The sequence below is a fragment of the Mycobacterium sp. genome (assembly GCF_050701515.1).
GTDB lineage: Bacteria > Actinomycetota > Actinomycetes > Mycobacteriales > Mycobacteriaceae > Mycobacterium.
On the sequence record NZ_JBOGDB010000157.1, the window covers coordinates 1 to 20,864 of the forward strand.

Annotated in this window: 26 protein-coding genes and 1 pseudogene; 13 read left to right on the forward strand and 14 right to left on the reverse strand. The window is 68.0% G+C overall.

The genetic code is table 11. The features are described from left to right. Positions 1 to 56: 56 nt before the first annotated feature. The 3 genes from ACRDU5_RS13195 to ACRDU5_RS13205 all read left to right on the forward strand — a co-directional run bounded on the left by ACRDU5_RS13195 (position 57) and on the right by ACRDU5_RS13205 (position 3,469). The gene (locus tag ACRDU5_RS13195; RefSeq protein ID WP_526615001.1) at positions 57 to 479 is read left to right on the forward strand and encodes a helix-turn-helix domain-containing protein; all 423 of its coding nucleotides are present in this window, start codon (positions 57 to 59) and stop codon (positions 477 to 479) included. A gap of 287 nt (positions 480 to 766) precedes the next feature. After that, entirely contained in the window at positions 767 to 2,233 is a 1,467-nt protein-coding gene (locus ACRDU5_RS13200) for a DEAD/DEAH box helicase (protein WP_526615002.1), read from the forward strand. Between the two features lie 18 nt (positions 2,234 to 2,251). Next, positions 2,252 to 3,469 carry an Rv3212 family protein gene (locus tag ACRDU5_RS13205; protein WP_526615003.1) on the forward strand — a complete coding sequence of 406 codons (1,218 nt, stop codon included), beginning with the start codon at positions 2,252 to 2,254 and terminating at the stop codon, positions 3,467 to 3,469. Here ACRDU5_RS13205 and ACRDU5_RS13210 read toward each other — a convergent pair. From ACRDU5_RS13210 to ACRDU5_RS13225, 4 genes are read right to left on the reverse strand one after another with little or no spacing between them, the layout of a single operon-like run. Further along, complete coding sequence (locus ACRDU5_RS13210) at positions 3,466 to 3,810, reverse strand: VOC family protein (protein ID WP_526615004.1); 345 nt, start codon at positions 3,808 to 3,810, stop codon at positions 3,466 to 3,468. The two genes, ACRDU5_RS13205 and ACRDU5_RS13210, sit on opposite strands and share 4 nt — an antisense overlap. Before the next feature lie 29 nt (positions 3,811 to 3,839). Continuing rightward, positions 3,840 to 4,277 carry a helix-turn-helix domain-containing protein gene (locus ACRDU5_RS13215; RefSeq protein WP_526615006.1) on the reverse strand — a complete coding sequence of 146 codons (438 nt, stop codon included), beginning with the start codon at positions 4,275 to 4,277 and terminating at the stop codon, positions 3,840 to 3,842. Then, entirely contained in the window at positions 4,274 to 4,465 is a 192-nt protein-coding gene (locus ACRDU5_RS13220) for a hypothetical protein (protein ID WP_526615007.1), read from the reverse strand. The genes ACRDU5_RS13215 and ACRDU5_RS13220 overlap by 4 nt, the downstream gene beginning before the upstream one ends. A 9-nt stretch (positions 4,466 to 4,474) precedes the next feature. Further along, positions 4,475 to 5,308 carry a ParA family protein gene (locus ACRDU5_RS13225; protein WP_526615008.1) on the reverse strand — a complete coding sequence of 278 codons (834 nt, stop codon included), beginning with the start codon at positions 5,306 to 5,308 and terminating at the stop codon, positions 4,475 to 4,477. A gap of 79 nt (positions 5,309 to 5,387) precedes the next feature. Between ACRDU5_RS13225 and ACRDU5_RS13230 the strand changes: the two genes are divergently transcribed. The 3 genes from ACRDU5_RS13230 to ACRDU5_RS13240 are packed head-to-tail and all read left to right on the forward strand — an operon-like array spanning position 5,388 to position 7,584. Further along, a complete protein-coding gene (locus ACRDU5_RS13230) occupies positions 5,388 to 6,020 on the forward strand; it encodes an acid phosphatase (RefSeq protein WP_526615009.1) in 633 nt (210 codons plus the stop codon). Next, complete coding sequence (locus tag ACRDU5_RS13235; RefSeq protein ID WP_526615010.1) at positions 6,017 to 7,114, forward strand: isochorismate synthase; 1,098 nt, start codon at positions 6,017 to 6,019, stop codon at positions 7,112 to 7,114. The genes ACRDU5_RS13230 and ACRDU5_RS13235 overlap by 4 nt, the downstream gene beginning before the upstream one ends. Positions 7,115 to 7,158: 44 nt before the next feature. Then, the gene (locus ACRDU5_RS13240) at positions 7,159 to 7,584 is read left to right on the forward strand and encodes a GNAT family N-acetyltransferase (RefSeq protein WP_526615051.1); all 426 of its coding nucleotides are present in this window, start codon (positions 7,159 to 7,161) and stop codon (positions 7,582 to 7,584) included. Here ACRDU5_RS13240 and ACRDU5_RS13245 read toward each other — a convergent pair. Beyond that, entirely contained in the window at positions 7,539 to 7,961 is a 423-nt protein-coding gene (locus ACRDU5_RS13245) for a hypothetical protein (RefSeq protein ID WP_526615011.1), read from the reverse strand. The genes ACRDU5_RS13240 and ACRDU5_RS13245 overlap by 46 nt on opposite strands. Positions 7,962 to 8,011: 50 nt before the next feature. Between ACRDU5_RS13245 and ACRDU5_RS13250 the strand changes: the two genes are divergently transcribed. Beyond that, on the forward strand, positions 8,012 to 8,971 hold the full coding sequence (locus tag ACRDU5_RS13250) for a diacylglycerol/lipid kinase family protein (RefSeq protein WP_526615012.1): 960 nt from the start codon (positions 8,012 to 8,014) through the stop codon (positions 8,969 to 8,971). Between the two features lie 249 nt (positions 8,972 to 9,220). After that, positions 9,221 to 9,475 (forward strand): WhiB family transcriptional regulator, encoded by a 255-nt coding sequence (locus ACRDU5_RS13255; protein ID WP_526615013.1) that lies wholly within the window; start codon positions 9,221 to 9,223, stop codon positions 9,473 to 9,475. Between the two features lie 103 nt (positions 9,476 to 9,578). On the opposite strand, the gene pdtaS is transcribed toward ACRDU5_RS13255, so the two are convergent. Next, positions 9,579 to 11,078, reverse strand: a complete 1,500-nt coding sequence (pdtaS, locus tag ACRDU5_RS13260) for a two-component system sensor histidine kinase PdtaS (protein WP_526615014.1) — start codon at positions 11,076 to 11,078, stop codon at positions 9,579 to 9,581. 33 nt (positions 11,079 to 11,111) lie between these two features. Next, the gene (locus ACRDU5_RS13265) at positions 11,112 to 11,327 is read right to left on the reverse strand and encodes a biotin/lipoyl-binding carrier protein (RefSeq protein WP_526615053.1); all 216 of its coding nucleotides are present in this window, start codon (positions 11,325 to 11,327) and stop codon (positions 11,112 to 11,114) included. 125 nt (positions 11,328 to 11,452) lie between these two features. On the opposite strand from ACRDU5_RS13265, the gene ACRDU5_RS13270 reads away from it, so the two are divergent. Continuing rightward, the gene (locus tag ACRDU5_RS13270; RefSeq protein WP_085976515.1) at positions 11,453 to 11,527 is read left to right on the forward strand and encodes a 50S ribosomal protein bL37; all 75 of its coding nucleotides are present in this window, start codon (positions 11,453 to 11,455) and stop codon (positions 11,525 to 11,527) included. Positions 11,528 to 11,546: 19 nt separating this feature from the next. On the opposite strand, the gene rsrA is transcribed toward ACRDU5_RS13270, so the two are convergent. Together rsrA and ACRDU5_RS13280 are read right to left on the reverse strand one after the other, a co-directional pair. Continuing rightward, complete coding sequence (gene rsrA, locus ACRDU5_RS13275) at positions 11,547 to 11,831, reverse strand: mycothiol system anti-sigma-R factor (protein ID WP_526615015.1); 285 nt, start codon at positions 11,829 to 11,831, stop codon at positions 11,547 to 11,549. Then, entirely contained in the window at positions 11,828 to 12,466 is a 639-nt protein-coding gene (locus ACRDU5_RS13280) for a sigma-70 family RNA polymerase sigma factor (protein ID WP_526615055.1), read from the reverse strand. Before ACRDU5_RS13280 ends, rsrA begins: the two co-directional genes overlap by 4 nt. Positions 12,467 to 12,676: 210 nt before the next feature. Here ACRDU5_RS13280 and ACRDU5_RS13285 point away from each other — a divergent pair. Together ACRDU5_RS13285 and ACRDU5_RS13290 are read left to right on the forward strand one after the other, a co-directional pair. After that, a pseudogene (locus ACRDU5_RS13285) lies at positions 12,677 to 12,908 on the forward strand (YbaK/EbsC family protein); the annotation flags it as partial. Positions 12,909 to 12,969: 61 nt separating this feature from the next. After that, positions 12,970 to 13,818, forward strand: coding sequence for an SDR family oxidoreductase (locus ACRDU5_RS13290; protein ID WP_526615017.1), 849 nt, complete (start codon positions 12,970 to 12,972; stop codon positions 13,816 to 13,818). 174 nt (positions 13,819 to 13,992) lie between these two features. Here ACRDU5_RS13290 and ACRDU5_RS13295 read toward each other — a convergent pair whose 3' ends face one another. Beyond that, a complete protein-coding gene (locus tag ACRDU5_RS13295; RefSeq protein ID WP_526615018.1) occupies positions 13,993 to 14,724 on the reverse strand; it encodes a YqjF family protein in 732 nt (243 codons plus the stop codon). A gap of 23 nt (positions 14,725 to 14,747) precedes the next feature. Next, entirely contained in the window at positions 14,748 to 15,536 is a 789-nt protein-coding gene (locus ACRDU5_RS13300) for an SOS response-associated peptidase (protein ID WP_526615019.1), read from the reverse strand. A gap of 36 nt (positions 15,537 to 15,572) precedes the next feature. On the opposite strand from ACRDU5_RS13300, the gene aroA reads away from it, so the two are divergent. After that, positions 15,573 to 16,856 (forward strand): 3-phosphoshikimate 1-carboxyvinyltransferase, encoded by a 1,284-nt coding sequence (aroA, locus tag ACRDU5_RS13305; protein ID WP_526615020.1) that lies wholly within the window; start codon positions 15,573 to 15,575, stop codon positions 16,854 to 16,856. Next, complete coding sequence (gene rsgA, locus ACRDU5_RS13310) at positions 16,853 to 17,842, forward strand: ribosome small subunit-dependent GTPase A (RefSeq protein ID WP_526615021.1); 990 nt, start codon at positions 16,853 to 16,855, stop codon at positions 17,840 to 17,842. The genes aroA and rsgA overlap by 4 nt, the downstream gene beginning before the upstream one ends. Here rsgA and ACRDU5_RS13315 read toward each other — a convergent pair. The 3 genes from ACRDU5_RS13315 to ACRDU5_RS13325 all read right to left on the reverse strand — a co-directional run bounded on the left by ACRDU5_RS13315 (position 17,839) and on the right by ACRDU5_RS13325 (position 20,861). After that, positions 17,839 to 19,110, reverse strand: coding sequence for a fatty acid desaturase family protein (locus tag ACRDU5_RS13315; RefSeq protein ID WP_526615022.1), 1,272 nt, complete (start codon positions 19,108 to 19,110; stop codon positions 17,839 to 17,841). The genes rsgA and ACRDU5_RS13315 overlap by 4 nt on opposite strands. Before the next feature lie 69 nt (positions 19,111 to 19,179). Continuing rightward, entirely contained in the window at positions 19,180 to 20,316 is a 1,137-nt protein-coding gene (locus ACRDU5_RS13320; RefSeq protein WP_526615023.1) for a ferredoxin reductase, read from the reverse strand. 44 nt (positions 20,317 to 20,360) lie between these two features. Then, a complete protein-coding gene (locus ACRDU5_RS13325) occupies positions 20,361 to 20,861 on the reverse strand; it encodes a DUF6912 family protein (protein WP_526615025.1) in 501 nt (166 codons plus the stop codon). Positions 20,862 to 20,864 lie beyond the last annotated feature (3 nt).

The window sequence follows — 20,864 nt, forward strand, 5'->3', positions numbered from 1 at the left end:
GTGTGTGGCTGTCGTGCCACGTGGGGTGTGTCGGTCGTGGCGGTTAGTTTGCGGACATGTCGCGGTTTCGATTGTTGCCCGTCGCTGAGCAGGAGGAGGCTTTGTTGGCGCATTGCCGGGACGCGCGGTATGTGTGGAATCTGGCGGTGGAGCAGCAGCAGCATTGGCAACCGGGCCGCAGGACTCCCGGCTACCTCGAGCAGGCCGCGCAGTTGACCGAGGCCCGCGCCGAGTACGGGTGGCTTCGTGCCGGCAGTCATCGCCGCCCGACGTGGCGCAAGGCCGGTGTGCACGAAGGGTTTCGGCAGGTCGCGGTCAAACCGCAGCATGTCGCGCGGCTCAACCGCCGCATCGTTCGGGTGTGGGACGTCAACGCTGCACGCAACATCGCCGCCGGACGGGCGGTGACCGCACGGGGAGACCTCGCCGATGGGCGGTCTGCGAACCGTGAACCTCAACTCCGTATTCCTGCCGCCTAAAAAACGATGGGATGGGGTTGCAATCCCCGGACCTCAGTCCGAGGAGGACGTCAAGGCCCAACTGTAGACGGCCACCCACGGGCCGACCGGCCGGCAAACCCGACCGCTATCATGGACGTCGGCAGTGGCCGCCGTTGGTGAGCCGCTACCGAAGAAATGTGCGTGCACGCAGTGGCCCGCCTACCTCAGCGCAGGGCCCCAGCGGAGATTATCTCGTCAAACTCGTGCGCGCGTGGACGCGAACGAGGATCGCCAAAAATGACGCAGAAAGGCTTCGTTTACCAAGCATGACCGCACTCAACCCAACATTTGCCAAACTCGGAGTCCGCGACGAAATAGTGCGCGCACTCACCGAAGACGGCATCGAACACACATTTGCCATCCAGGAACTCACCCTGCCGCTCGCGCTGGCCGGTGACGACCTGATCGGCCAGGCCCGCACCGGCATGGGCAAGACCTTCGCGTTCGGTGTGCCGCTGCTGCAGGAGATCACCACCGACACCGAGCGCCCGCTGTCCGGCATCCCGCGCGCGCTCGTCGTGGTGCCCACCCGTGAACTGTGCCTGCAGGTCGCGGGCGACCTGACCGGTGCCGCGAAATACCTCAGCGCCGGTGACCGCAAGCTGTCGGTCGTCTCCATCTACGGCGGGCGCGCCTACGAGCCGCAGATCGACGGGCTGCGCGCAGGCGCCGACGTCGTGGTCGGCACCCCGGGACGGCTGCTGGACCTGGCCCAGCAGGGCCACCTGCAGCTGGGCGGGATCGCCGTCCTGGTGCTCGACGAGGCCGACGAAATGCTCGATCTCGGCTTCCTGCCCGACATCGAACGAATCCTGCGCCAGATCCCGCAGGCGCGGCAATCGATGCTGTTCTCGGCGACGATGCCCGACCCGATCATCACGCTGGCCCGCAGCTTCATGAACCAGCCCACCCACATCCGAGCCGAGTCGCCGCAATCCTCGGCCGTGCATACCACCACCGACCAGTTCGCCTACCGTGCCCACGCGCTGGACAAGGTCGAACTTGTCAGCCGGTTGCTGCAGGCCCGCGGCCGTGGCGCCACGATGATCTTCACCCGGACCAAACGCACCGCGCAGAAGGTTTCCGACGAGCTTGCCGAGCGCGGGTTCAAGGTCGGCGCCGTGCACGGCGACCTGAATCAGGGCTCCCGCGAGAAGGCGCTGAAGTCGTTCCGTACCGGCGGCATCGACGTGCTCGTCGCCACCGACGTCGCCGCGCGGGGCATCGACATCGACGACGTCACCCACGTCATCAACTACCAGTGCCCCGAAGACGATCAGGCCTACATACACCGCATCGGCCGTACCGGTCGCGCCGGCCGCGCCGGTGTGGCGATCACCCTCGTCGACTGGGACGAGCTGGCCCGCTGGGAAATGATCGACAAGGCGCTGGGCCTGGGCCACCCCGCTCCCGCCGAAACCTATTCCAGCTCACCGCATTTCTACGAAGAACTGGACATCCCGAACGACGTCGGCGGAACCGTCGGCCCGGCACGGGCCACAAAACCGGCCAAGCGCCCCGCGCGGGATGCCGCAGAGGCCCCCGCCCGCAGCCGCAACAACAGGTCCCGTCGCCGCACCCGCGGCGGCAAGCCGGTGGCCGGACACCCGAAGGGTGAGCAGGCGGGCGCGACCGCCGAGGACGGGGCATCGCCGGCCGGCCAATCCGAAGGCTCGGGCCGTCGGCGCCGTCGCCGTGGCCCCCGCAAGGCGGCCGCCGCGGGCACCAACTAGGCGAGGTCCCGCCGCCCGATGGTCAAACCCGAGCGCCGCACCCGGGCCGATGTGCTGGCCGCCGCGGCGATCGCGGTGGTGGTGGCCGTCGTCGCCGCGCTGATCTGGTGGACCAGCGACGCGCGGGCCACGATCAGCAGACCGGCCGCGACGCCGGTCAAGCCCCTGACGCCGGCGAAGGTGGTTCCGTCGTCGCTGACCGAGCTGTGGACGGCGGCCAGCCCGAAATCCACGATGCCGTTGGTCGTCGCCGGTGCCGTGGTGACCGGCGACGGCCGTGAGGTCGAGGGCCGCGACCCGGCGACCGGGGCCACGCTGTGGAGCTACGCCCGCGATGTCGAGCTGTGCGGGGTCACCTGGGTGTATCACTTCGCGGTCGCGGTGTATCCAGATGCCCGCGGCTGCGGCCAAGTCAGCACGATCGACGGCCAGACCGGCCAACGCGGCCCGAGCCGCACCGGCTATGCCGACCCCGAGGTCGCGCTGTCCTCCGACGGCACCGCGGTGCTCTCCGCGGGCGACAGCAGACTCGAGCTGTGGCGCTCCGACATGGTCCGGATGATCAGCTACGGGACACTCGACGCCCGGTTCAAACGCGGTGTCCCCGCCCCGCCGTTCTGCCGGCTGGTTTCGGCGGCGGCCAGCTCGGCCGCGGTGTCGGTGCTGGAGTTGTGCCCGGGACAGGCCGACCTGCGGCTCACCCTGCTGCGGCCGGCCAAGGAGGAAGACACCCCGGACCTGAAATTCGTGCCGCAGCCCGGTGTCACGGGCGACTCCGGCGCCCGCGTCGTCGCGGTCTCGGAGACCACCACCGCCGTGTATGTGCCCAGCCCCAAGCCGGTGGTCAACGTCGTCGACGAAACCGGCAGCACGGTCGCCAGCTTGCCGCTGCCCAAGCCGCCGTCGGCGCAGGCCGCCGCGTCGCGGGCCGGTGACCTGATCACCTGGTGGACCGGCGATGCGGTGATGGTCTTCGCCGCCGACGGCCTGCAGTACCGCTACACCATCGGGCCGTCCGGATCGAATGTCCCGCTCGGCCCCGCGACGATGATGGCGGGTCGGCTGATCATCCCGGTCAGCGACGGCGTCGGCGTCTACGACCCGAATACCGGAACCAACGAGCGCTACATCGGCCTGCGTCGCCCACCGGCACAGGCCGCGGTGGTGCCCGCCATCGCCGGCTCGACGCTGCTCGAGCAGCGCGGCGACACCCTCGTCGCGCTGGGTGACGGCTAGGCGCCGGTCGGCGTGGTGACCATCCACGGCACTCCGAAGCGGTCAGCAACCAAACCCAAGCGCGACGCGAAAGGCGTTGAGGTCATCGGCAATTGGATGTTGCCGCCGTCGGCCAGCGACGCGAACATCCGGTCTGCTTCCGCGTCGTCCGAAACCGTCAGCGAGAGCGAGAAACCGTCGAAGGAGGCCTGGCCGCCACCGGCGGCATCGGAGGCCAAAACCGTGGTATCGCCGATACGCAACACGGCATGCGCCACCTTGCCCGGCTCCTCGTTCGGAGCCTGCGAATTCAGGGCCTCTTCGCAGCGACCGTGGAAGTAGAGATAGGGCTCGACCCGCATGACGACTCCTTTCGATGACTGCGCGGAGATTAGCCGAGGCGCCCCGGAGTTGTTTTGTACAGAAACGACAGCTGTGTTTCCCGGCGACGGATCGCCATCGGCGACCGCCCGATCATCGCCTTGAGGTGAGCCTGGTCGAGGTGAGCCTGGTCGAAGTAGCCGGCCTCATGAACGACGTCCAGGATGGGCGTACCGCCGGCCAGCAGATTCGTTGCATAACGGGCGCGTTCGATTTGGCGGAACATGCCCTGCGTCATGCCGGTGGTTCGCCGGAAATGGCGCTCGACGGATCGTTGGGACAAGGCCTGACGACCTCCGTGCAGAACGGCGTTCACCGTGCGGTCCTGCTCGATCACGCCCCGGCGCGTGAGCCGGGCGACAAAGTCCTCGGCGTTGTCGAAATCCGGCAGCTCCCACCGATGACCCGCGAGCCGAAATGACCCGTCCCGGGCTACCGGCAGGTTCAAGTCCCGGTGACAGCGCCCGTCTCGGGTCCACGCAGCGTGACCATGATCAGATCGGGAAGGCGCGTCACCACCAGCTCCACATGGCCCGCGGCGATGGATACGAATGGCCCGCCGGCGTCGGTGTGGCACCGCCAAACCCGCTCGATGAGCGGCGAGTCCGAGGGGCGGTCCTCGAAGATCAGAGACATGGGCCTGGTTCAGAGCTCGGGAGCGAAGGTGGCCAGCGCCTTGCCCGACTTCCAGTGCTTGAGCAGCGCATTGGCCAGTTCGCGATAGGCGTGCGCGCCCTTGTTCTTCCGGCTGGCCAGCACCGACGCACCCGACGCGCTGGCCTCGGCGAACCGCACGGTGCGCGGAATGGGCGGCGCCAGCACCGGCAGGTCGTAACGGTCTGCGACGTCGAGCAGCACGTCGCGGCTGTGGGTGGTGCGCGAGTCGTACAGCGTGGGCAGCGCCCCCAACAGGTTCAGTTCCGCGTTGGTGATCTGCTGGACGTCGGTGATCGTGCGCAGGAACTGGCCCACGCCGCGATGGGCCAGCGTCTCGCACTGCAATGGCACGATCACATCGTCGGCGGCGGTCAGCCCGTTGAGGGTGAGCACGCCCAGCGACGGCGGGCAGTCGACGATCACCACGTCGAAATCTGCTGACTCCCCCGTCGCCGACTTCGCGGCTCCGGCTAACTTGGCCAGCGCGCGTTTGAGCGCGTACTCACGGCCGGCCCGCATCAACAACATCGACTCGGCTCCGGCCAGATCGATGTTGGCCGGCATCAGCGTCATCCCCTCCGACGTCGGCACCAGCGCGGTGGCCGGCTCCACCTCGCCGAGCAACACCTCATGGATCGACACCGCGAGTTTGTCGGGATCCCGTCCCAGCGAGAACGTCAAACATCCCTGCGGATCGAGATCGACCAGCAACACCTGCCGGCCCTTCTCCACCATCGCCGCCCCCAACGACGCAACCGTCGTCGTCTTGGCGACCCCACCCTTTTGATTGGCGACCACAAGTACCCGCGTCACGGGGTTCATCCAAGCACGCCCGCGGACACGGAGCCGCACCGGCGGCGACATCCGACACCGTCGCCGGGCGTGCGGCAGAATCGGCGGGGTGTGGGCCCACAGCGAAGCTAGGGGATGTCAGCAGCACCGGCTGCTCCTGCTGCGTCACGGCGAGACCGAGTGGTCGCGAAGCGGCCGGCACACCAGCCGCACCGACCTCGAGCTCACCGAGACGGGGCGGGAGCAGGCGAGGGTGAGCGCGGAGGCGCTCGCCGAGCTGAAGCTGGACAATCCGGTGGTGATCAGCAGTCCTCGTCGGCGCGCGCTGGTCACCGCCGAACTGGCGGGGCTGACAGTCGACGAGGTGTCTCCCCTTCTGGCGGAATGGGATTACGGCGGCTACGAAGGCCTGACCACCGACGAGATCCGCCGCGAGGTGCCCGACTGGCTGGTGTGGACGCACGGCTGCCAGGGCGGCGAGAGCGTCGAGGCGGTCAGCGACCGCGCCGACCGCGCCGTCGCGCTTGCGCTGCAACACCTGGAGTCACGCGATGTGCTGTTCGTCGGTCACGGCCACTTCTCCCGCGCGGTGATCACCCGCTGGATCGAACTGCCGCTGTCGGAGGGCATCCGGTTTGCGATGATCGCGGCGTCGATCGCGGTGTGCGGCTTCGAGCATGGGATGCGACAGCTCAGCGCCCTGGGCCTGACCGGCTATCCCCACCCCACCGTGTTCACGTGACGCCCGACCCATCGTTCGTGCTTGCCGGCCCCGACGGCGCCGTCATGGCCGATGGTGTGCACACCAGCTATCCGCGACTGACCGAGGCGCGGTCGGCACTGAAGTCGGGCAGCACGCCGATTGTGTTGGGCGCGTTGCCCTTTGACATGGCGCAGCCGACGGCGCTGATGCGGCCGCACTCGGTACGGTTCTCCGACGCTCTGCCGGACTGGGCAACCGGCCCGCTGCCGGCGGTGCGGATCGCGGCGAGCGTGCCTGCGCCCGACGAGCACCGCGCCCGCATCCGGGCAGCGCTGCAGAAGCTGACCGATCCCGACAGCGGGCTGCACAAGGTGGTGCTGGCCCGGGCGCTGCGGCTGACCGCCGACGCACCGCTGGACCCACGAATCATATTGCGCCGCTTGGCCTCCGCCGATCCGCAGGCAACTGTCTACCTCGCGGACCTGAGACCGGCCGGCGGCCCGTACGCCGGCACCATACTGCTCGGTGCCAGCCCCGAGTTGCTGGTCGCGCGCCGCGGCGATCGGGTGACCTGTCGACCGTTTGCGGGGTCGGCACCGCGCCTAGCAGACCCGGAAGCCGACCGTGCCAGCGGTGCGGCGCTGGCCGAGTCCGGCAAGAACCGCTACGAGCATGAACTGGTTGTCGACGCGATGCGCAAGGCACTCGACCCGTTGTGCGTCGACCTGCAGAATCCGCCGACTCCACAACTGAGCCGCACCGCCGCGGTCTGGCACCTGTCCACACCCATCACCGGCCGCCTGCGCGAAACATCAACAACCGCTTTGGACCTCGCGGTTGGGCTGCATCCCACCCCGGCCGTCGGCGGAGTGCCCGCCGGGGCGGCGGCCGAACTGATCAACGAGCTGGAGGGCGACCGCGGTTTCTATGCCGGCGCGGTGGGTTGGTGTGACGCCCGCGGGGACGGGCTCTGGGTGGTGTCCATCCGCGGCGCACAGCTGTCGGCCGACCGTCGCAGCGCAGACGCCCACGCCGGCGGCGGAATCGTCGCCGAATCGGACCCGGACGACGAGGTGGCCGAGACCACCACCAAATTCACCACGCTGCTGTCGGCGATGGAGGTGAAGCCGTGAACATCCGGCGTGCCCGGCCGGGCGACGAGACGGAGCTGACCGCGATGATTCACGAGCTGGCCGAGTTCGAACGCGCCGGCCGTGACTGCACCGTCACCGAAAGCCAGCTGCGTGCAGCGCTTTTCGGTGACGCACCCACGGTAAATGGCCACATCGCCGAGGTCGACGGCGAGGCGGCCGCAGGCGCGCTGTGGTTTCGCAACTTCTCGACCTGGGACGGTGTCGCCGGCATCTACCTGGAAGACCTTTTCGTGCGCCCGCGATTCCGTCGCCGCGGTCTGGCCCGCGCGATGCTGGCCACACTGGCCCGCGAATGCATCGCCAACGGCTACACACGGCTGTCCTGGGCGGTGCTGAACTGGAACACCGACGCGATCGCCCTCTATGACGCCGTCGGGGGACGCCAGCAGGACGAGTGGATCACCTACCGGGTGTCCGGACCGGAGTTGTCGGCGCTGGCCGGATCCTGAGCGGACGCCCATTGCAGCGCCGACGGGCTGAACAGCAGCACGAGCGTGACGAGCGCGACCACGGCGATCGGAATTCCGTAGAGCCACTGCGCCGACCCGACGGCGATGTACCAGGACACCGGCAACAGCAGCAGCTGCGCGAACACCGCCACCCCACGGCCCAACCGGCGGCCGGTCCACAGCGCCCAGCCGGCCGCGAGCACACCACCGCCGATGATGCCGAACCAGGCGGCGGTGCCGAACTTGTTCAGGCCGGGCTCGTCAGCACCGCCGAAACCGCTCACGACGTAGAACACCGCCGTCGCGAGACCAGCGGCGCCCTCGAGGCCCACCAGCACGGCGGCCTGGCGCACGGTCGCCGGCGAGGGAACCATCACGACCTTGAGCGTAGAGCTTCGGCCCCGCCTCTTAGATAGGCTCACGCTCTGTGCGCGCCGTGCTGATCGTCAACCCCAACGCGACGTCGACGACCCCGGCCGGTCGCGACCTGCTGGCCCACGCGCTGGAAAGCCGGGTCAAGCTGACCGTCGAGCACACCGGCCGGCGCGGCCACGCGATCGACATCGCCCAACAGGCTGCGCGCGACGGTGTCGACGCGCTCATCGTGCACGGCGGCGACGGAACGGTGAACGAGGTGGTCAACGGCGTGCTCGGGGACTGCGGTCGGAGACCCCACGCGGATGCGCCGGCCGTCGGGGTGGTCCCGGGCGGGTCGGCCAACGTGTTCGCCCGCGCGCTGGGCATCAGCCCCGACCCGATCGTGGCGACCAACCAGCTCGTCGACCTGCTCGGCGACTACCGCCGCACCAAGTCCTGGCGGCGCATCGGGCTGATGGAGTGCGGCGAACGCTGGGCGGTGTTCACCGCCGGGATGGGCGTGGACGGCGACGTGGTGGCGGCCGTCGAAGCCCAGCGGGACAAGGGCCGCAAGGTCACGGCCACTCGCTATATCCGGGTCGCCGTGCGGGAGATGCTGGCCAGCACCCGCAAGGAACCGACGTTGACGCTGCACCTGCCCGACCGCGATGCGGTGTCGGGCGTGCACTTGGCGTTCGTGTCGAACTCCAGCCCCTGGACCTACGCCAACACCAGGGCGGTGTGGACGAACCCGACCACGACCTTCGAGAAGGGGTTGGGGGTGTTCGCCACCACCAGCATGAACGTCTGGGCGAACCTGCGGCTGGTCCGGCAGATGCTGTCGCGCAGGCCCAGGATCGCCGCCGGGCACCTGATCCGTGACGACGACCTGGCGTGGGTACGTATCACCAGTGAGACGCCGGTGGCGTGCCAGATCGACGGTGACTACCTCGGAATGCGGGACGACATGACGTTTCGGGCGGTGCCGGAAGCCCTGGCCGTGGTGGCTCCACCGATAAAAACGCCCTGAGCTGCATAGATGGCGGCGAATCGGCCGATTCAGGGCGCAGGTGGGCCAAAATGTAGTACAAACGAGTTAGGGAACCGGTAACAGAGCTCAGTAGTGAGATTGCCCACGTGTTAATGCACGCTATTGACATCTGTTCAGCCTGTGAAAGCATCGGATGCAACAGTGCAGAAACACTTCGTGTGCACGCGTTAACAGCCGAAGAAAAGCTCGTGCGCCCTGCTGCGCACATAGTGAGGAGAGATCGACAACATGGATTGGCGCCACAACGCGGTCTGCCGTGACGAGGATCCGGAACTGTTCTTCCCGGTCGGGAACAGCGGTCCGGCTCTCGCGCAGATCGCTGACGCGAAGCTTGTCTGTACTCGGTGCCCGGTGACGACGGAGTGCCTCACCTGGGCGTTGGATTCGGGTCAGGATGCCGGCGTGTGGGGTGGCATGAGTGAAGACGAGCGGCGCGCGCTGAAGCGGCGCAACGCCCGCACCAAAGCCCGCAGCGGGGTCTAACCCTCCACCCGCGTGGTGAAAACCAGAACGGCCCCGACAAATGTCGGGGCCGTATCTTTGCGCGGTCAATTTCATTCGCGATTACCCAAATGGTGTCAATTAGTCATTGGGCCAGGCGGGCGCGCCTACCGATGGGCACCCGCAGCACCACGTCGGTCCCACCGGTGGGCACCTGGTGCATGCCCAGCGAGCCGTCCAACTCCGCCGACACCAGGGTGCGCACGATCTGCAGGCCCAGCCGGTCGGCTTTCTCCAGGCTGAATCCGTCGGGCAGGCCGCGGCCGTCGTCGTGAATCACGATGTCCAGCCAGCGTGCCGACCGCTCGGCACGGATCGTCACGCAGCCCTGTTGGGTGGCACCGTCGAAGGCGTGCTCGATGGCATTTTGCACCAGTTCGGTGATCACCATGATCAGGGCGGTGGCACGGTCGGCATCGAGCACGCCCAAATCGCCGACCCTGCTGATCCGGATGGGCGTGTCGACGGTGGCCACGTCGTTCATCATCGGCAGGATCCGGTCCACCACCTCGTCGAGGTTGACCTCCTCGTCCACCGACATCGACAGCGCGTCGTGCACCAGCGCGATCGACGACACCCGCCGCACCGACTCGATCAGGGCTTCACGGCCCTCGGCGTTGTCGGTGCGCCGGGCCTGCAGCCGCAGCAGCGACGCGACGGTCTGCAGGTTGTTCTTCACCCGATGGTGGATCTCGCGGATGGTGGCGTCCTTGGACAGCAGCGCGCGGTCGCGTCGTTTGATCTCGGTGACGTCGCGGATGAGTACCGCCGCACCGACCGCCTCGCCGTGCACCACCAGCGGCAGGGTGCGCAGCAGCACTGCCGCGCCACCGCCGTCGACCTCCATGCGCATGCTGGAGCCGCCGACCAACAAGTCCCGGACGTGCTCGGCCAGTTCCTGCGCCTCGAACGGGTCGGAGATCAGCGGCCTGGTCACGGCGACCAAGTTCTGTCCCTCCAGCTCGGAGGTCAGGCCCATGCGGTGATAGGCCGACAGCGCGTTCGGGCTGGCGAACACGACGCCGCCGGCCACATCCAGCCGGATGAATCCGTCGCCGACGCGGGGGCTGGACCGCGACATCGGCAGGTCTCCGACGTCGGGGAAGGTGCCCTCGGACAGCATCTGCAGCAGATCGCCGGCGCAGTCCAGGTAGGCGCGTTCCAGCGGGCTGACCTCACGCCGGGCCGCCAGTGCGGTCTGGTGGGTCAGCACCGCCACCACAGCGTTGCCGTGTCGAACCGGTATGGCCTCCAGGGAGATCTGGTCGGTGCTAACCGGATCCTGTTGTCCCTCTTCGCTTTCCCGCCCGATCGCACCGGACTTGAAGGCCGCGGTCACCAACGGCATCTCGTCGGCGCGGGCTATGGTGCCGACCGCGTCGGCGAGCAGTACCGTCGGCGCGGTGTTGGGCCGGCATTGCGCCACACACACCAGCACACCGTCGTCGCGGCGCACCCACATCAGGTAATCCGCGAACGACAGATCCGCCAGCAGCTGCCACTCACCGACCACGGCGTGCAGGTGGTCGACGGCGCTGCCGGGCAGAACGGTGTGCTCGGCGAGCAGGTCACCGAGCGTGGACATCAGCTACTCCCGACGGCAGCGTCAGCGCCGCCGCTAACTGATCACCGCGATGAGGTCGCCGGCCTGAATGACATCGCCGACGGCCACGCTCACCTTGCTGATCGTGCCGGCCACCTCGGCCAGCACCGGGATTTCCATCTTCATCGATTCCAGTAGGACCAGGGTGTCCCCCTCGCCGATCTGATCGCCCTCGTTGACCACGACCTCAAGCACGCTGGCCACGATTTCGGCGCGAACATCTTCGGCCATCTTCACCCCACTCATGTCTGGCTGCTTTGCCGCTCTATCGAACCACAAACGCCGGGGTGGGCAGCGGAGTCGTCGGGTCATGAGAGACTGCTAGGCGAACGCCCGCCCTGATGACGGAGGAAACGATGGCCAAGCGTGGCCGCAAGAAGCGCGATCGCAAGCATTCGAAGGCCAACCACGGCAAGCGGCCGAACTCGTAAGACACCGCTGGGGCTGCCGTCAGCCGCGGAAGATGGTGGTGCGGCTGATCTCGATCCGCAGCCGCCGGCGTAGCCCCTCAGGGGCCTTCTCGCCGCTGCACTTGGTGCCGATCAACTGCTTGACGCGTTCCTCGATGCCGTAATGCTTGAGGCAGCCGGGGCAGTCTTCGAGGTGCTGGCGCAGCTTGTCCCGGGTCTCCGGCGTGCATTCGCCGTCGAGCAGCGCCCAGACCTCGGCGATCACCGCGGCGCACTCGGGATGCTCGGGATCTACCGGACCTACCGGTGGACGAAACTCGCTCACCATGACACCTCCTCTGGCGCGTCGACCGGCGCACCGCGGATGAAACCGCGGTCCCGGGCCACGTCGGCGAGCAGGCTGCGCAGCTGCCGTCGGCCGCGGTGCAACCGGGACATCACCGTCCCAATCGGTGTGTCCATGATTTCGGCAATCTCCTTGTAAGGGAAGCCCTCGACGTCGGCGTAATACACCGCCATCCGGAACTCTTCCGGCAGCGCCTGCAGCGCCTCTTTGATCTCGCTGTCCGGCAGCGCCTCGAGCGCCTCCACCTCGGCGGAGCGCAGGCCTGTCGAAGAATGCTCGGCGTTCGCCGCCAGCTGCCAGTCGGTGATCTCCTCGGTCGGATATTCCGCGGGCTGGCGCTTCTTCTTGCGGTAGCTGTTGATATAGGTGTTGGTAAGAATCCGGTACAGCCAAGCCTTGAGGTTGGTGCCTTCGCGGAACGACCGGAAACCGGCATAGGCCTTCACCATGGTTTCCTGCAGCAGGTCCTCGGCATCGGCCGGGTTGCGGGTCATCCGCAGCGCACCGCCGTAGAGCTGGTCCAGCAGCGGGATTGCGTCGCGCTCGAAACGCGCGGTGAGCTCGGCGTCGGTTTCGGGCGCTCTATCGGGCGCTGGCCCGTCGATGTCGGTCATGCTGGCAGACACCGTCCCTTCTATAGGGGCGCCACCGAACAGGCCCGGCACATCGACCGGCCGTTCGCACATCGCAGTGGGCACCAAATCCCCTTCATTCGATCCTAGAGGTCGTGACCGACAACCTTGCGGGCCAGCCCGTTGGGCTGGGGTGACTGCCCCCAATAACAGCACGAAGCGGCCCGGTTGTTCCCGGATTAGTCTGGGCCGGTGGCGCGAGCGGCAACCCCGGCGATCACGGCCCTGTCCCCACGCAAGCGGGGGTCCCCAGGCCGCCGAGATCCCACACGAGGTGCTGGCCTACCGGCACGACCCGCAAAACGAGTCGTTCGGCGAGGAAGCGGTGAACGAGCTCGCGGGGGTCGACGGCGTCGATCCCGAGCAGGTCTACAAGACCCTGATCATCGCGGTGCCCAAGGGCCTGGCCGTCGCGGTGCATCCGCAGGACCTGATCCGGCTGACCGGTGCCGTGACCGCCGATATCCGGCAATAGAGTGTGAGCCATGTCCCTCAAAGGCAAGACCATGTTCATTTCCGGCGCCAGCCGCGGCATCGGCCTGGCGATCGCCAAGCGGGCCGCCGCCGACGGCGCCAACATCGCGCTGATCGCCAAGACCGCCGAGCCGCACCCCAAGCTGCCGGGCACGGTATACACCGCGGCCGAGGAACTCGAGGAGGCCGGCGGGCAGGCGCTGCCGATAGTCGGCGACATCCGCGACGGCGATTCGGTGGCCGATGCGGTGGCCAAGACCGTCGAAAAGTTCGGCGGCATCGACATGTGCGTGAACAACGCCTCGGCGATCAACCTCGGCTCGATCACCGAGGTGCCGCTCAAGCGATTCGATCTGATGAACGGCATTCAGGTGCGTGGCACCTACGCGGTGTCGGCAGCCTGCATTCCGCACATGAAGGGCCGGGAGAACCCGCACATCCTGACTCTGTCGCCGCCGCTGCGGCTGGAGTCCAAGTGGCTGAAGCCGACCGCATACATGATGGCGAAGTACGGAATGACACTGTGCGCGTTGGGTATTGCCGAAGAGCTGCGCGGCGACGGAATTGCCTCCAACACGCTGTGGCCTCGCACCATTGTGGCCACCGCGGCCGTGCAGAACCTGCTGGGCGGCGACCAGGCGATGGCGCAGGCCCGCAAGCCCGAGGTGTACGCCGATGCGGCCTACGCCATCCTCAACAAGCCCGCGCGCGAGTTCACCGGCAACACCCTGCTGTGCGAGGACGTGCTGGTGGATTCCGGCGTCACCGACCTGTCGGTCTACGACTGCGTGCCGGGCTCGGATGTGCGGGTCGACCTGTGGGTCGACACGCCGAACCCGCCCGGATACGTCCAGCCCTAGCCGCCCCGGACCAGTGTCGTGAGTCCAAAGTTCGGGATCAGTATTCCGAGCCTGCGCTCGGCTTCCGACCACCGAATGTGAAGCTACTGCGAAACCGCCCGTCGATTTTCGCAGTACGTTCACACTGGGTGAGGGCGCGGGTCATTTTGGCCGACGACCCCTCGAATTAATGACTCACGACGCCAGCGACGGGCGACCGAACCGCGCGTACACCCCCGGTGAGAACACCGCACGCAGCGGACCACCCACGGGTCGGACGCCGGCGGCGGCCAACAGGTCGTCGTCCAGCTCGACGACCTCGGCCGCGTGCAACGGCCACTCCGCATGCTCGTTGGGCACCCACCAGGTCCGGCCGGCCTTGCGGGTGTGCGCGCCCCACCGGGCGGTGAGCCAGATCTCCAGCGGTGTCGGTTTCAGCACATCGCCGACGACGACGGCCAACCGGCTGCGCAGGCCAGGCCGCGGCCACCGGCGCACGCTGTGATACGAGATCCGGTCACCGGAGCGGGTCACGCCCATCTTCGCCCAGGTGTACGGGACACCCAGGGCAATGCGAGTCAGCGGCACGACAGCGAGGCGGGCGGTGTCCAACGACCGGAAGACCACGCCGTGGCGGCCGGCGTCGTCGATCGAGTACAACCGAACGTTGGTTTCGGCGAAGGTGCCGAAGTACGGGAGTGGCAGCGCGGTTCCGAGCGCAGTTTGTCGAATGATGAACGCCACCAGCCCGGCATAGGTCAGCCCGTCGGTGCAGACGTCCGGGCGGGTGCCGGGCGGATACAGGTGCGCGATGGTCTCCGGCCGCACCGGCCAGTGGATGAAGGTCAGATCCGCCCAGTGTTGAGCGATGAGCACGGGCCGGCGCAGCGGCGGTGCGGTGACGGGATAACCGGCCAGTGACGTCACCCCGCCATCGTGACACGCGAGTCCTACAACAGCGTGGCCTGCTCGGGCTCCGGACCGGCCGGCTCGATCAGCTCCGGACCGTTGTTGCGGATGCTGTTGACCAACCGCGACACCTCGCGGATCTCGACGCGGTCCAGATCGCCGTGGCCGCGCAGCAGGCCCTCGTCGACGGGCGCGTCCGGGTCCAGCCAGCGGTCCCAGTCGCTCTTGCTGATCGTCAGCGGCATCCGGTCGTGGATCTCGGCCAGCGGACCCGCGGCGTCGGTGGTGATGATCGTGCAGCTCAGCAATGGCGGGTCGTCCTTCGACGCGCCCTTCGGCCGCCACGTCGACCACAATCCGGCCATGAACAGCATCTCGCCGTCGGCGCCGTACATGTAGAACGGCGTCTTCGGCGCCTTCTTACCCGACGCCGTCTCGCCGTTCGGCCGCCACTCATACCAGCCGTCCATCGGCACCAGGCACCGCTTGCCCTTCGCCGAATTGCGGAACGCCGGCGAGCTGGTCACCTTCTCGGCGCGGGCGTTGATCAGCAGCGGGCCCTTGGTGTCCGGCACGCCGTCCTCCCCCTCCTTGGCCCACGGCGGGACCAGTCCCCAGCGCATCATCCGCACCCGCCGGGTGGACTCGTCGTCGGGCTCGCTGTGCCGCTTCACCACCGTGCTGATCGTGGTGGTCGGGGCGACGTTGTAGTTGGGTGCAGCAGAGTCTTTGCCGGTGCCGGCCGCTGTGCTTGCTGTGCTCTCGTCAATCGCCTGGATCTTCTCCGCCAGCAGCGCCGGATCGGTGGTCACCGCGAATCGCCCACACATATATCCCATGGTGGCAGAAGACGCCGACAGGGCAGGATGGAGGGTGTGAGCACCTGGCCGGCACCGTCGACGCCGACCCCTGTGCATGCGACCGTCACGGTCCCGGGTTCGAAGTCACAGACCAACCGGGCGCTGGTGCTCGCCGCGCTGGCCAGCAGGCAAGGCGAGTCGACCATCGGTGGTGCGCTGCGCAGCCGCGACACCGACCTGATGATCGGCGCGCTGCGTGCCCTGGGCGTCGCGGTCGATGGCAGCGACGACCAGCTGACGGTGGGCGGCCGCATCGCCCCGGCACCCGGCGCGCGCGTGGACTGCGGCCTGGCCGGCACGGTGCTGCGCTTCGTCCCGCCGCTGGCCGCGCTCGGCAGCGAGACGGTGATCTTCGACGGTGACGAGCAGGCCCGGGGCCGGCCCGTCGCGCCGCTGCTGGATGCCCTCCGTGGGGTCGGTGTGGACATCGACGGCAACGGCCTGCCGTTCTCGGTACATGGCGACGGAACGGTGGCCGGCGGCAGCATTGACATAGATGCCTCGGCGTCGTCGCAGTTCGTCTCCGGGCTACTGCTGACGGGCGCGGCCTGCACCGATGGCCTGACCATCGCGCACACCGGTGAGTCGGTGCCCTCGGCACCGCACGTGGCGATGACGGTGTCCATGCTGCGCGATGCCGGCGTCGGCGTCGACGACTCGCAGGCCAACCGGTGGCGGGTCTCCCCCGGCCCAATCTCGGCCCGGCACTGGACCATTGAGCCCGACCTGTCCAACGCCGTACCCTTTCTCGCGGCAGCCGTAGTCAGCGGCGGGGTCGTGCGAGTGACCGGCTGGCCACCGGTCAGCATGCAACCCGCCGACGCCATCCTGGCGATCCTGGAGAAGCTGGGTTCGGTTGTTCGCCACAGTAATTCGTATCTTGAGGTGCAGGGAGCACAGCTCTACGGCGGCATCGATGTCGACCTGCACGAGGTCGGTGAACTGACGCCGGCGGTGGCGGCGCTGGCCGCCCTGGCCACGCCCGGTTCGGTGTCACAGCTGCGCGGAATCGCTCATCTGCGCGGGCACGAAACCGACCGGCTCGCGGCCTTGTCCGCCGAAATCAACGGTCTCGGTGGGCAATGCGATCAAACACCCGACGGCCTTGTCATCACCGCGCGACCGCTGCACGGCGGTGTCTGGCGATCGTATGCCGACCATCGGATGGCGACAGCGGGTGCGATCGTCGGGCTGCGGGTGCCCGGTGTCGAAGTTGAGGACATCGCGACTACGGCCAAGACGCTGCCGGAGTTCCCGCAGTTGTGGGCCGACATGCTGGCGGGCGGTTGAGCCCTCGCGAGTACGACGAGTCCGACGTCCGCATCCGGCCGGGTCGGGGCTCGCGGCCGCGAACCAAGACTCGTCCCGACCACGCCGACGCCCAGGAGGGCATGGTGGTCTCCGTTGATCGCGGACGATGGGGCTGCGTGCTCGGCCGCGATCCCGATCGCCGGGTGACGGCAATGCGGGCAAGGGAATTGGGCCGTACTCCGATCGTCGTCGGCGACGATGTCGGTCTGGTCGGGGACCTGTCCGGGCGCCAAGACACCCTTGCGCGCATCGTGCGGCGGGGTGAACGCCGAACCGTGTTGCGCCGCACCGCCGATGACACCGATACGACGGAGCGCGTCGTCGTCGCCAACGCCGACCAACTGCTGATCGTGGTGGCGCTGGCCGACCCGCCGCCGCGGGCCGGCCTGGTCGAGCGTGCGCTGATCGCCGCCTACGCCGGCGGCCTGACGCCGATCTTGTGCCTGACCAAGACGGACCTGGCGCCGCCGGAGCCGTTCGCCGCGCAGTTCGCCGATCTCGACCTGACGATCACCACCGCCGGCCGCGACGACCCGCTCGACCCAGTGGCCCCGCTGCTGGCCGACAAGGTCACCGTGCTGCTCGGCCACTCCGGCGTCGGAAAATCGACGTTGGTGAATCGCCTTGTCCCCGAGGCGGATCGGGCTATCGGCGAGGTTTCTGGCGTCGGCAAGGGACGGCACACGTCGACGCAGTCGGTGGCGCTACCGCTGGAGCGTTCCGGCTGGGTCGTCGACACCCCCGGTATTCGGTCGTTCGGCCTGGCGCATATCGAGCCCGACGACGTGCTGCTGGCGTTCTCGGACCTCGCCGAGGCGATCAAGGACTGCCCGCGCGGCTGCGGACATCTTGGCCCGCCCGCCGACCCCGAGTGCGCGCTCGACCCCCTGACCGGGCCGGCCGCGGGCCGTGTCGCGGCAGCGCGCCGACTGCTTGCGGTGCTGACGGAGGCTAAGTCCTACTAGGCGGCGAGGTCGGCCTGCTTGGCGGTCCGCCTGTCGCGGCGCCACTGGCGGACCGTGGCGATCGCGGTCCTCAGCCCGCGGCGGCGCCCGGTGCCCGGATCTGTTGCGGCGAAGCCGGATTCCAGCTCGGTGAACATCCGCTCGCTGCGGGTCTCCGGAGCGTCGTCGGCGGTGTCATGCAGGTACTTGTCCGGCAGCGACAGCTTGGCGATGGTCCGCCACGTCTTGCCGTACTGCATCAGGAACGAACCGGTGGTGTACGGCAGGTCGTACTTGTCGCACACTTCCTTGACCCGGAACGAGATCTCGTAGAGCCGGTTGCTCGGCAGATCCGGATACAGGTGATGCTCGATCTGGTGGCACAGGTTGCCACTCATGAACCGCAGCACCGGACCGTTCTCGAAGTTGGCGCTGCCCAGCATCTGCCGCAGATACCACTGCCCCTTGGTCTCGCCGACCATGTCGGTCTTGGTGAACTTCTCTGCGCCATCGGGGAAGTGGCCGCAGAAGATCACGGCGTTGGACCAGACGTTGCGGATGACGTTGGCCACCGCGTTGGCCGTCAGCGTGGACTTGAACGTCGCTTTCGGCGACAGCGACGTCACCGCCGGGAACGCAACGTAGTCCTTGGCCACCTGGTGGCCCGCCTTGACAGCGAACTCCCGCGCCCGAGCCTTGCTTTCGTCTCGGTTGTCCCTGCCCTTGAAGATCTTGCCGAGCTCCACGTGCTGCAACCCGACGCCCCACTCGAACAGGCTCGCCAGCATCGTGTTGAAAAACAGGTTGAAGATGTTGTGCGGCTTCCACTTCTGGTCGCGGGTGACCCTCAGCAAGCCATAGCCGACATCGTCGTCCATGCCCAGGATGTTGGTGTACTTGTGATGCATGAAGTTGTGGGTGAACCGCCAGTGCTTGGCCGCCCCGCCCATGTCCCACTCCCACGTCGAGGAGTGAATCTCGGGATCGTTCATCCAATTCCACTGGCCGTGCATGACGTTGTGGCCGATCTCCATGTTCTCGATGATCTTGGAAGCGGCCAGCGTGAGGGTCCCGGCCCACCAGGCCGAGCGTTTCGAGCTGGCGGCGAGCATGAGCCGACCGGCCACCTCGAGCGCGCGCTGGGCGGCGATGGTGCGGCGGATGTAGCGCGAGTCGCGCTCGCCAAGGGAGTCTTCGATGTCCTGGCGGATGGTGTCCAGCTCGAAAGCCAGGTTCTCGATGTCGGCGTCGGTCAGGTGCGCGAACGCCGGAACGTCGGTAATAGCCATCGTTCTGTCTCCTTCCTCCTACCTACGGTACCGTAACCTACGATCCCGTAGGTTACCAGCCAGTAAAGCCTAAGCGTCCAGGACGCAATCGCCAGACGCTGCGGAAATGCACGTTTGTACCCGACTTCCTGGTTCGTGTTCGACGCCGGTGCGCAGGTCGCGCACGTGCCCGTCGAGCAGGCCGACGACGCAGGACTGGCAGATGCCCATCCGGCAGCCGAACGGCATCCGCACGCCGACGCCCTCGCCGGCGTCCATCAGCGGCGTCGCGGCGTCCACGGTGACCGTCTTCTGACTGCGGGCGAACTCGACCGTGCCGCCCTCGCCGTGCGCCGCGGCACGAGAGAGGGCGAATCGCTCCAGATGCAGCCGGTCGGAGATCCCCGCCGCCGACCAGACGCGTTCGGCGGCGTTGAGCATGCCCTCCGGGCCGCACGCCCAGGTCTGCCGGTCGCGCCAATCCGGCACCTCGTCGCCGAGCCGCGACAGGTCGAGACGGCCCTCTTCGCGCGTGGCGCGCAACCGCAACTGGTAACCGGGCCGGCTGCGCTCGAGTTCGGCCAGCTCTTCGCCGAACATCACGTCGGATTCCGTTGGGGTGGAATGCAAATGGATGATGTCGGTGATCTGGTCGCGGCGAATCAGGGTACGCAGCATCGACATCACCGGGGTGATGCCGGAGCCACCGGTGATGAACAGCACCGACGGCGGCGCCGGATCGGGCATGACGAAATTGCCCTGCGGCGCCGCCAGCCGCACGATCGTGCCGGGTGCCACCCCGCCGACCAGGTGGGTCGACAGGAACCCCTCGGGCATCGCCTTGATCGTGATCGTGATGGTGCGGCTTCCCTTGACGGGGCTGGACGTCAGCGAGTACGACCGCCATCGCCAGCGGCCGTCGACCAACAGCCCGATGCCGATGTACTGGCCGGGCCGGTAGTCAAAGGAAAAGCCCCAGCCTGGCTTGATGACCAGGGTCGCGGAGTCGACAGTCTCGCGGTGCGCCTCCAGCACCCGGCCGCGCAGTTCACGGGCGGACCACAGCGGGTTCGCCAGCTTCAGGTAGTCGTCGGGCAGCAGCGGCGTTGTGATGCGTCCGGCCAGCGTGCGCAGGGCGTGCCAGCCGGGATGATCCTTCGCGCCGGCGATCCTCGGCCGCACGGTATCGGCGACGTTGGCCGAGACCTTGATGGTGTTCTTGGCCACGTAACCTACGGTACCGTAACCTACGGTCCCGTATCCAGTCGTCCTTAGAGCAATTCCAGCAGGAACGGCAGCTCCTGGGTGGCATACCAGGCCAGGTCATGGTCCTGCGCGTCGCCGACAATCAGTTCGGCGTCCTCGTCCCCCAGATCAGCGGCGTCGACGGCGTCAATCGCCGCGACCACCGCAGACTCCGCGGCCGCGTTGTCGACGTAGACGGCGATCACAGTGTCCAGGTCGACCGGCCCGGACAGCCGCACCACCGCGTCGTCGAGATCGCGGCGGGCGGTGGCATCCTCGACGTCGGCCACCAGCACGGCGCGCCGCGGCGGCAGCCCGGCCGTCGGGTCGTCGGCCGCGAGCAGACGCAGCGAGGCCAGCGCAGCCTCGCGAAGCGCCACGTCAGCCAGTTCGTCGTCGTCGCCCTGGGCGTAGAACTCCCGCAGTGTGGGCGTCACCGCGAACGCCGTACCGCTGACGGCGCCTATCGCTCCATCGGCAACGAGCCGCTGCAGCATCGCGAGGGTCGCCGGAACGTAGACGCGCACCCA

What these genes read in the sequence shown, in the direction of transcription:
- ACRDU5_RS13195 (WP_526615001.1), top strand. Translation starts at nt 57, where the DNA reads ATGTCGCGGTTTCGATTGTTGCCCGTCGCTGAGCAGGAGGAGGCTTTG.
- ACRDU5_RS13200 (WP_526615002.1), top strand. Translation starts at nt 767, where the DNA reads ATGACCGCACTCAACCCAACATTTGCCAAACTCGGAGTCCGCGACGAA.
- ACRDU5_RS13205 (WP_526615003.1), top strand. Translation starts at nt 2,252, where the DNA reads ATGGTCAAACCCGAGCGCCGCACCCGGGCCGATGTGCTGGCCGCCGCG.
- ACRDU5_RS13210 (WP_526615004.1), bottom strand. Translation starts at nt 3,810, where the DNA reads ATGCGGGTCGAGCCCTATCTCTACTTCCACGGTCGCTGCGAAGAGGCC.
- ACRDU5_RS13220 (WP_526615007.1), bottom strand. Translation starts at nt 4,465, where the DNA reads ATGTCTCTGATCTTCGAGGACCGCCCCTCGGACTCGCCGCTCATCGAG.
- ACRDU5_RS13225 (WP_526615008.1), bottom strand. Translation starts at nt 5,308, where the DNA reads ATGAACCCCGTGACGCGGGTACTTGTGGTCGCCAATCAAAAGGGTGGG.
- ACRDU5_RS13240 (WP_526615051.1), top strand. Translation starts at nt 7,159, where the DNA reads ATGATTCACGAGCTGGCCGAGTTCGAACGCGCCGGCCGTGACTGCACC.
- ACRDU5_RS13255 (WP_526615013.1), top strand. Translation starts at nt 9,221, where the DNA reads ATGGATTGGCGCCACAACGCGGTCTGCCGTGACGAGGATCCGGAACTG.
- pdtaS (WP_526615014.1), bottom strand. Translation starts at nt 11,078, where the DNA reads ATGTCCACGCTCGGTGACCTGCTCGCCGAGCACACCGTTCTGCCCGGC.
- ACRDU5_RS13265 (WP_526615053.1), bottom strand. Translation starts at nt 11,327, where the DNA reads ATGGCCGAAGATGTTCGCGCCGAAATCGTGGCCAGCGTGCTTGAGGTC.
- ACRDU5_RS13280 (WP_526615055.1), bottom strand. Translation starts at nt 12,466, where the DNA reads ATGACCGACATCGACGGGCCAGCGCCCGATAGAGCGCCCGAAACCGAC.
- ACRDU5_RS13290 (WP_526615017.1), top strand. Translation starts at nt 12,970, where the DNA reads ATGTCCCTCAAAGGCAAGACCATGTTCATTTCCGGCGCCAGCCGCGGC.
- ACRDU5_RS13300 (WP_526615019.1), bottom strand. Translation starts at nt 15,536, where the DNA reads ATGTGTGGGCGATTCGCGGTGACCACCGATCCGGCGCTGCTGGCGGAG.
- aroA (WP_526615020.1), top strand. Translation starts at nt 15,573, where the DNA reads ATGGAGGGTGTGAGCACCTGGCCGGCACCGTCGACGCCGACCCCTGTG.
- ACRDU5_RS13315 (WP_526615022.1), bottom strand. Translation starts at nt 19,110, where the DNA reads ATGGCTATTACCGACGTTCCGGCGTTCGCGCACCTGACCGACGCCGAC.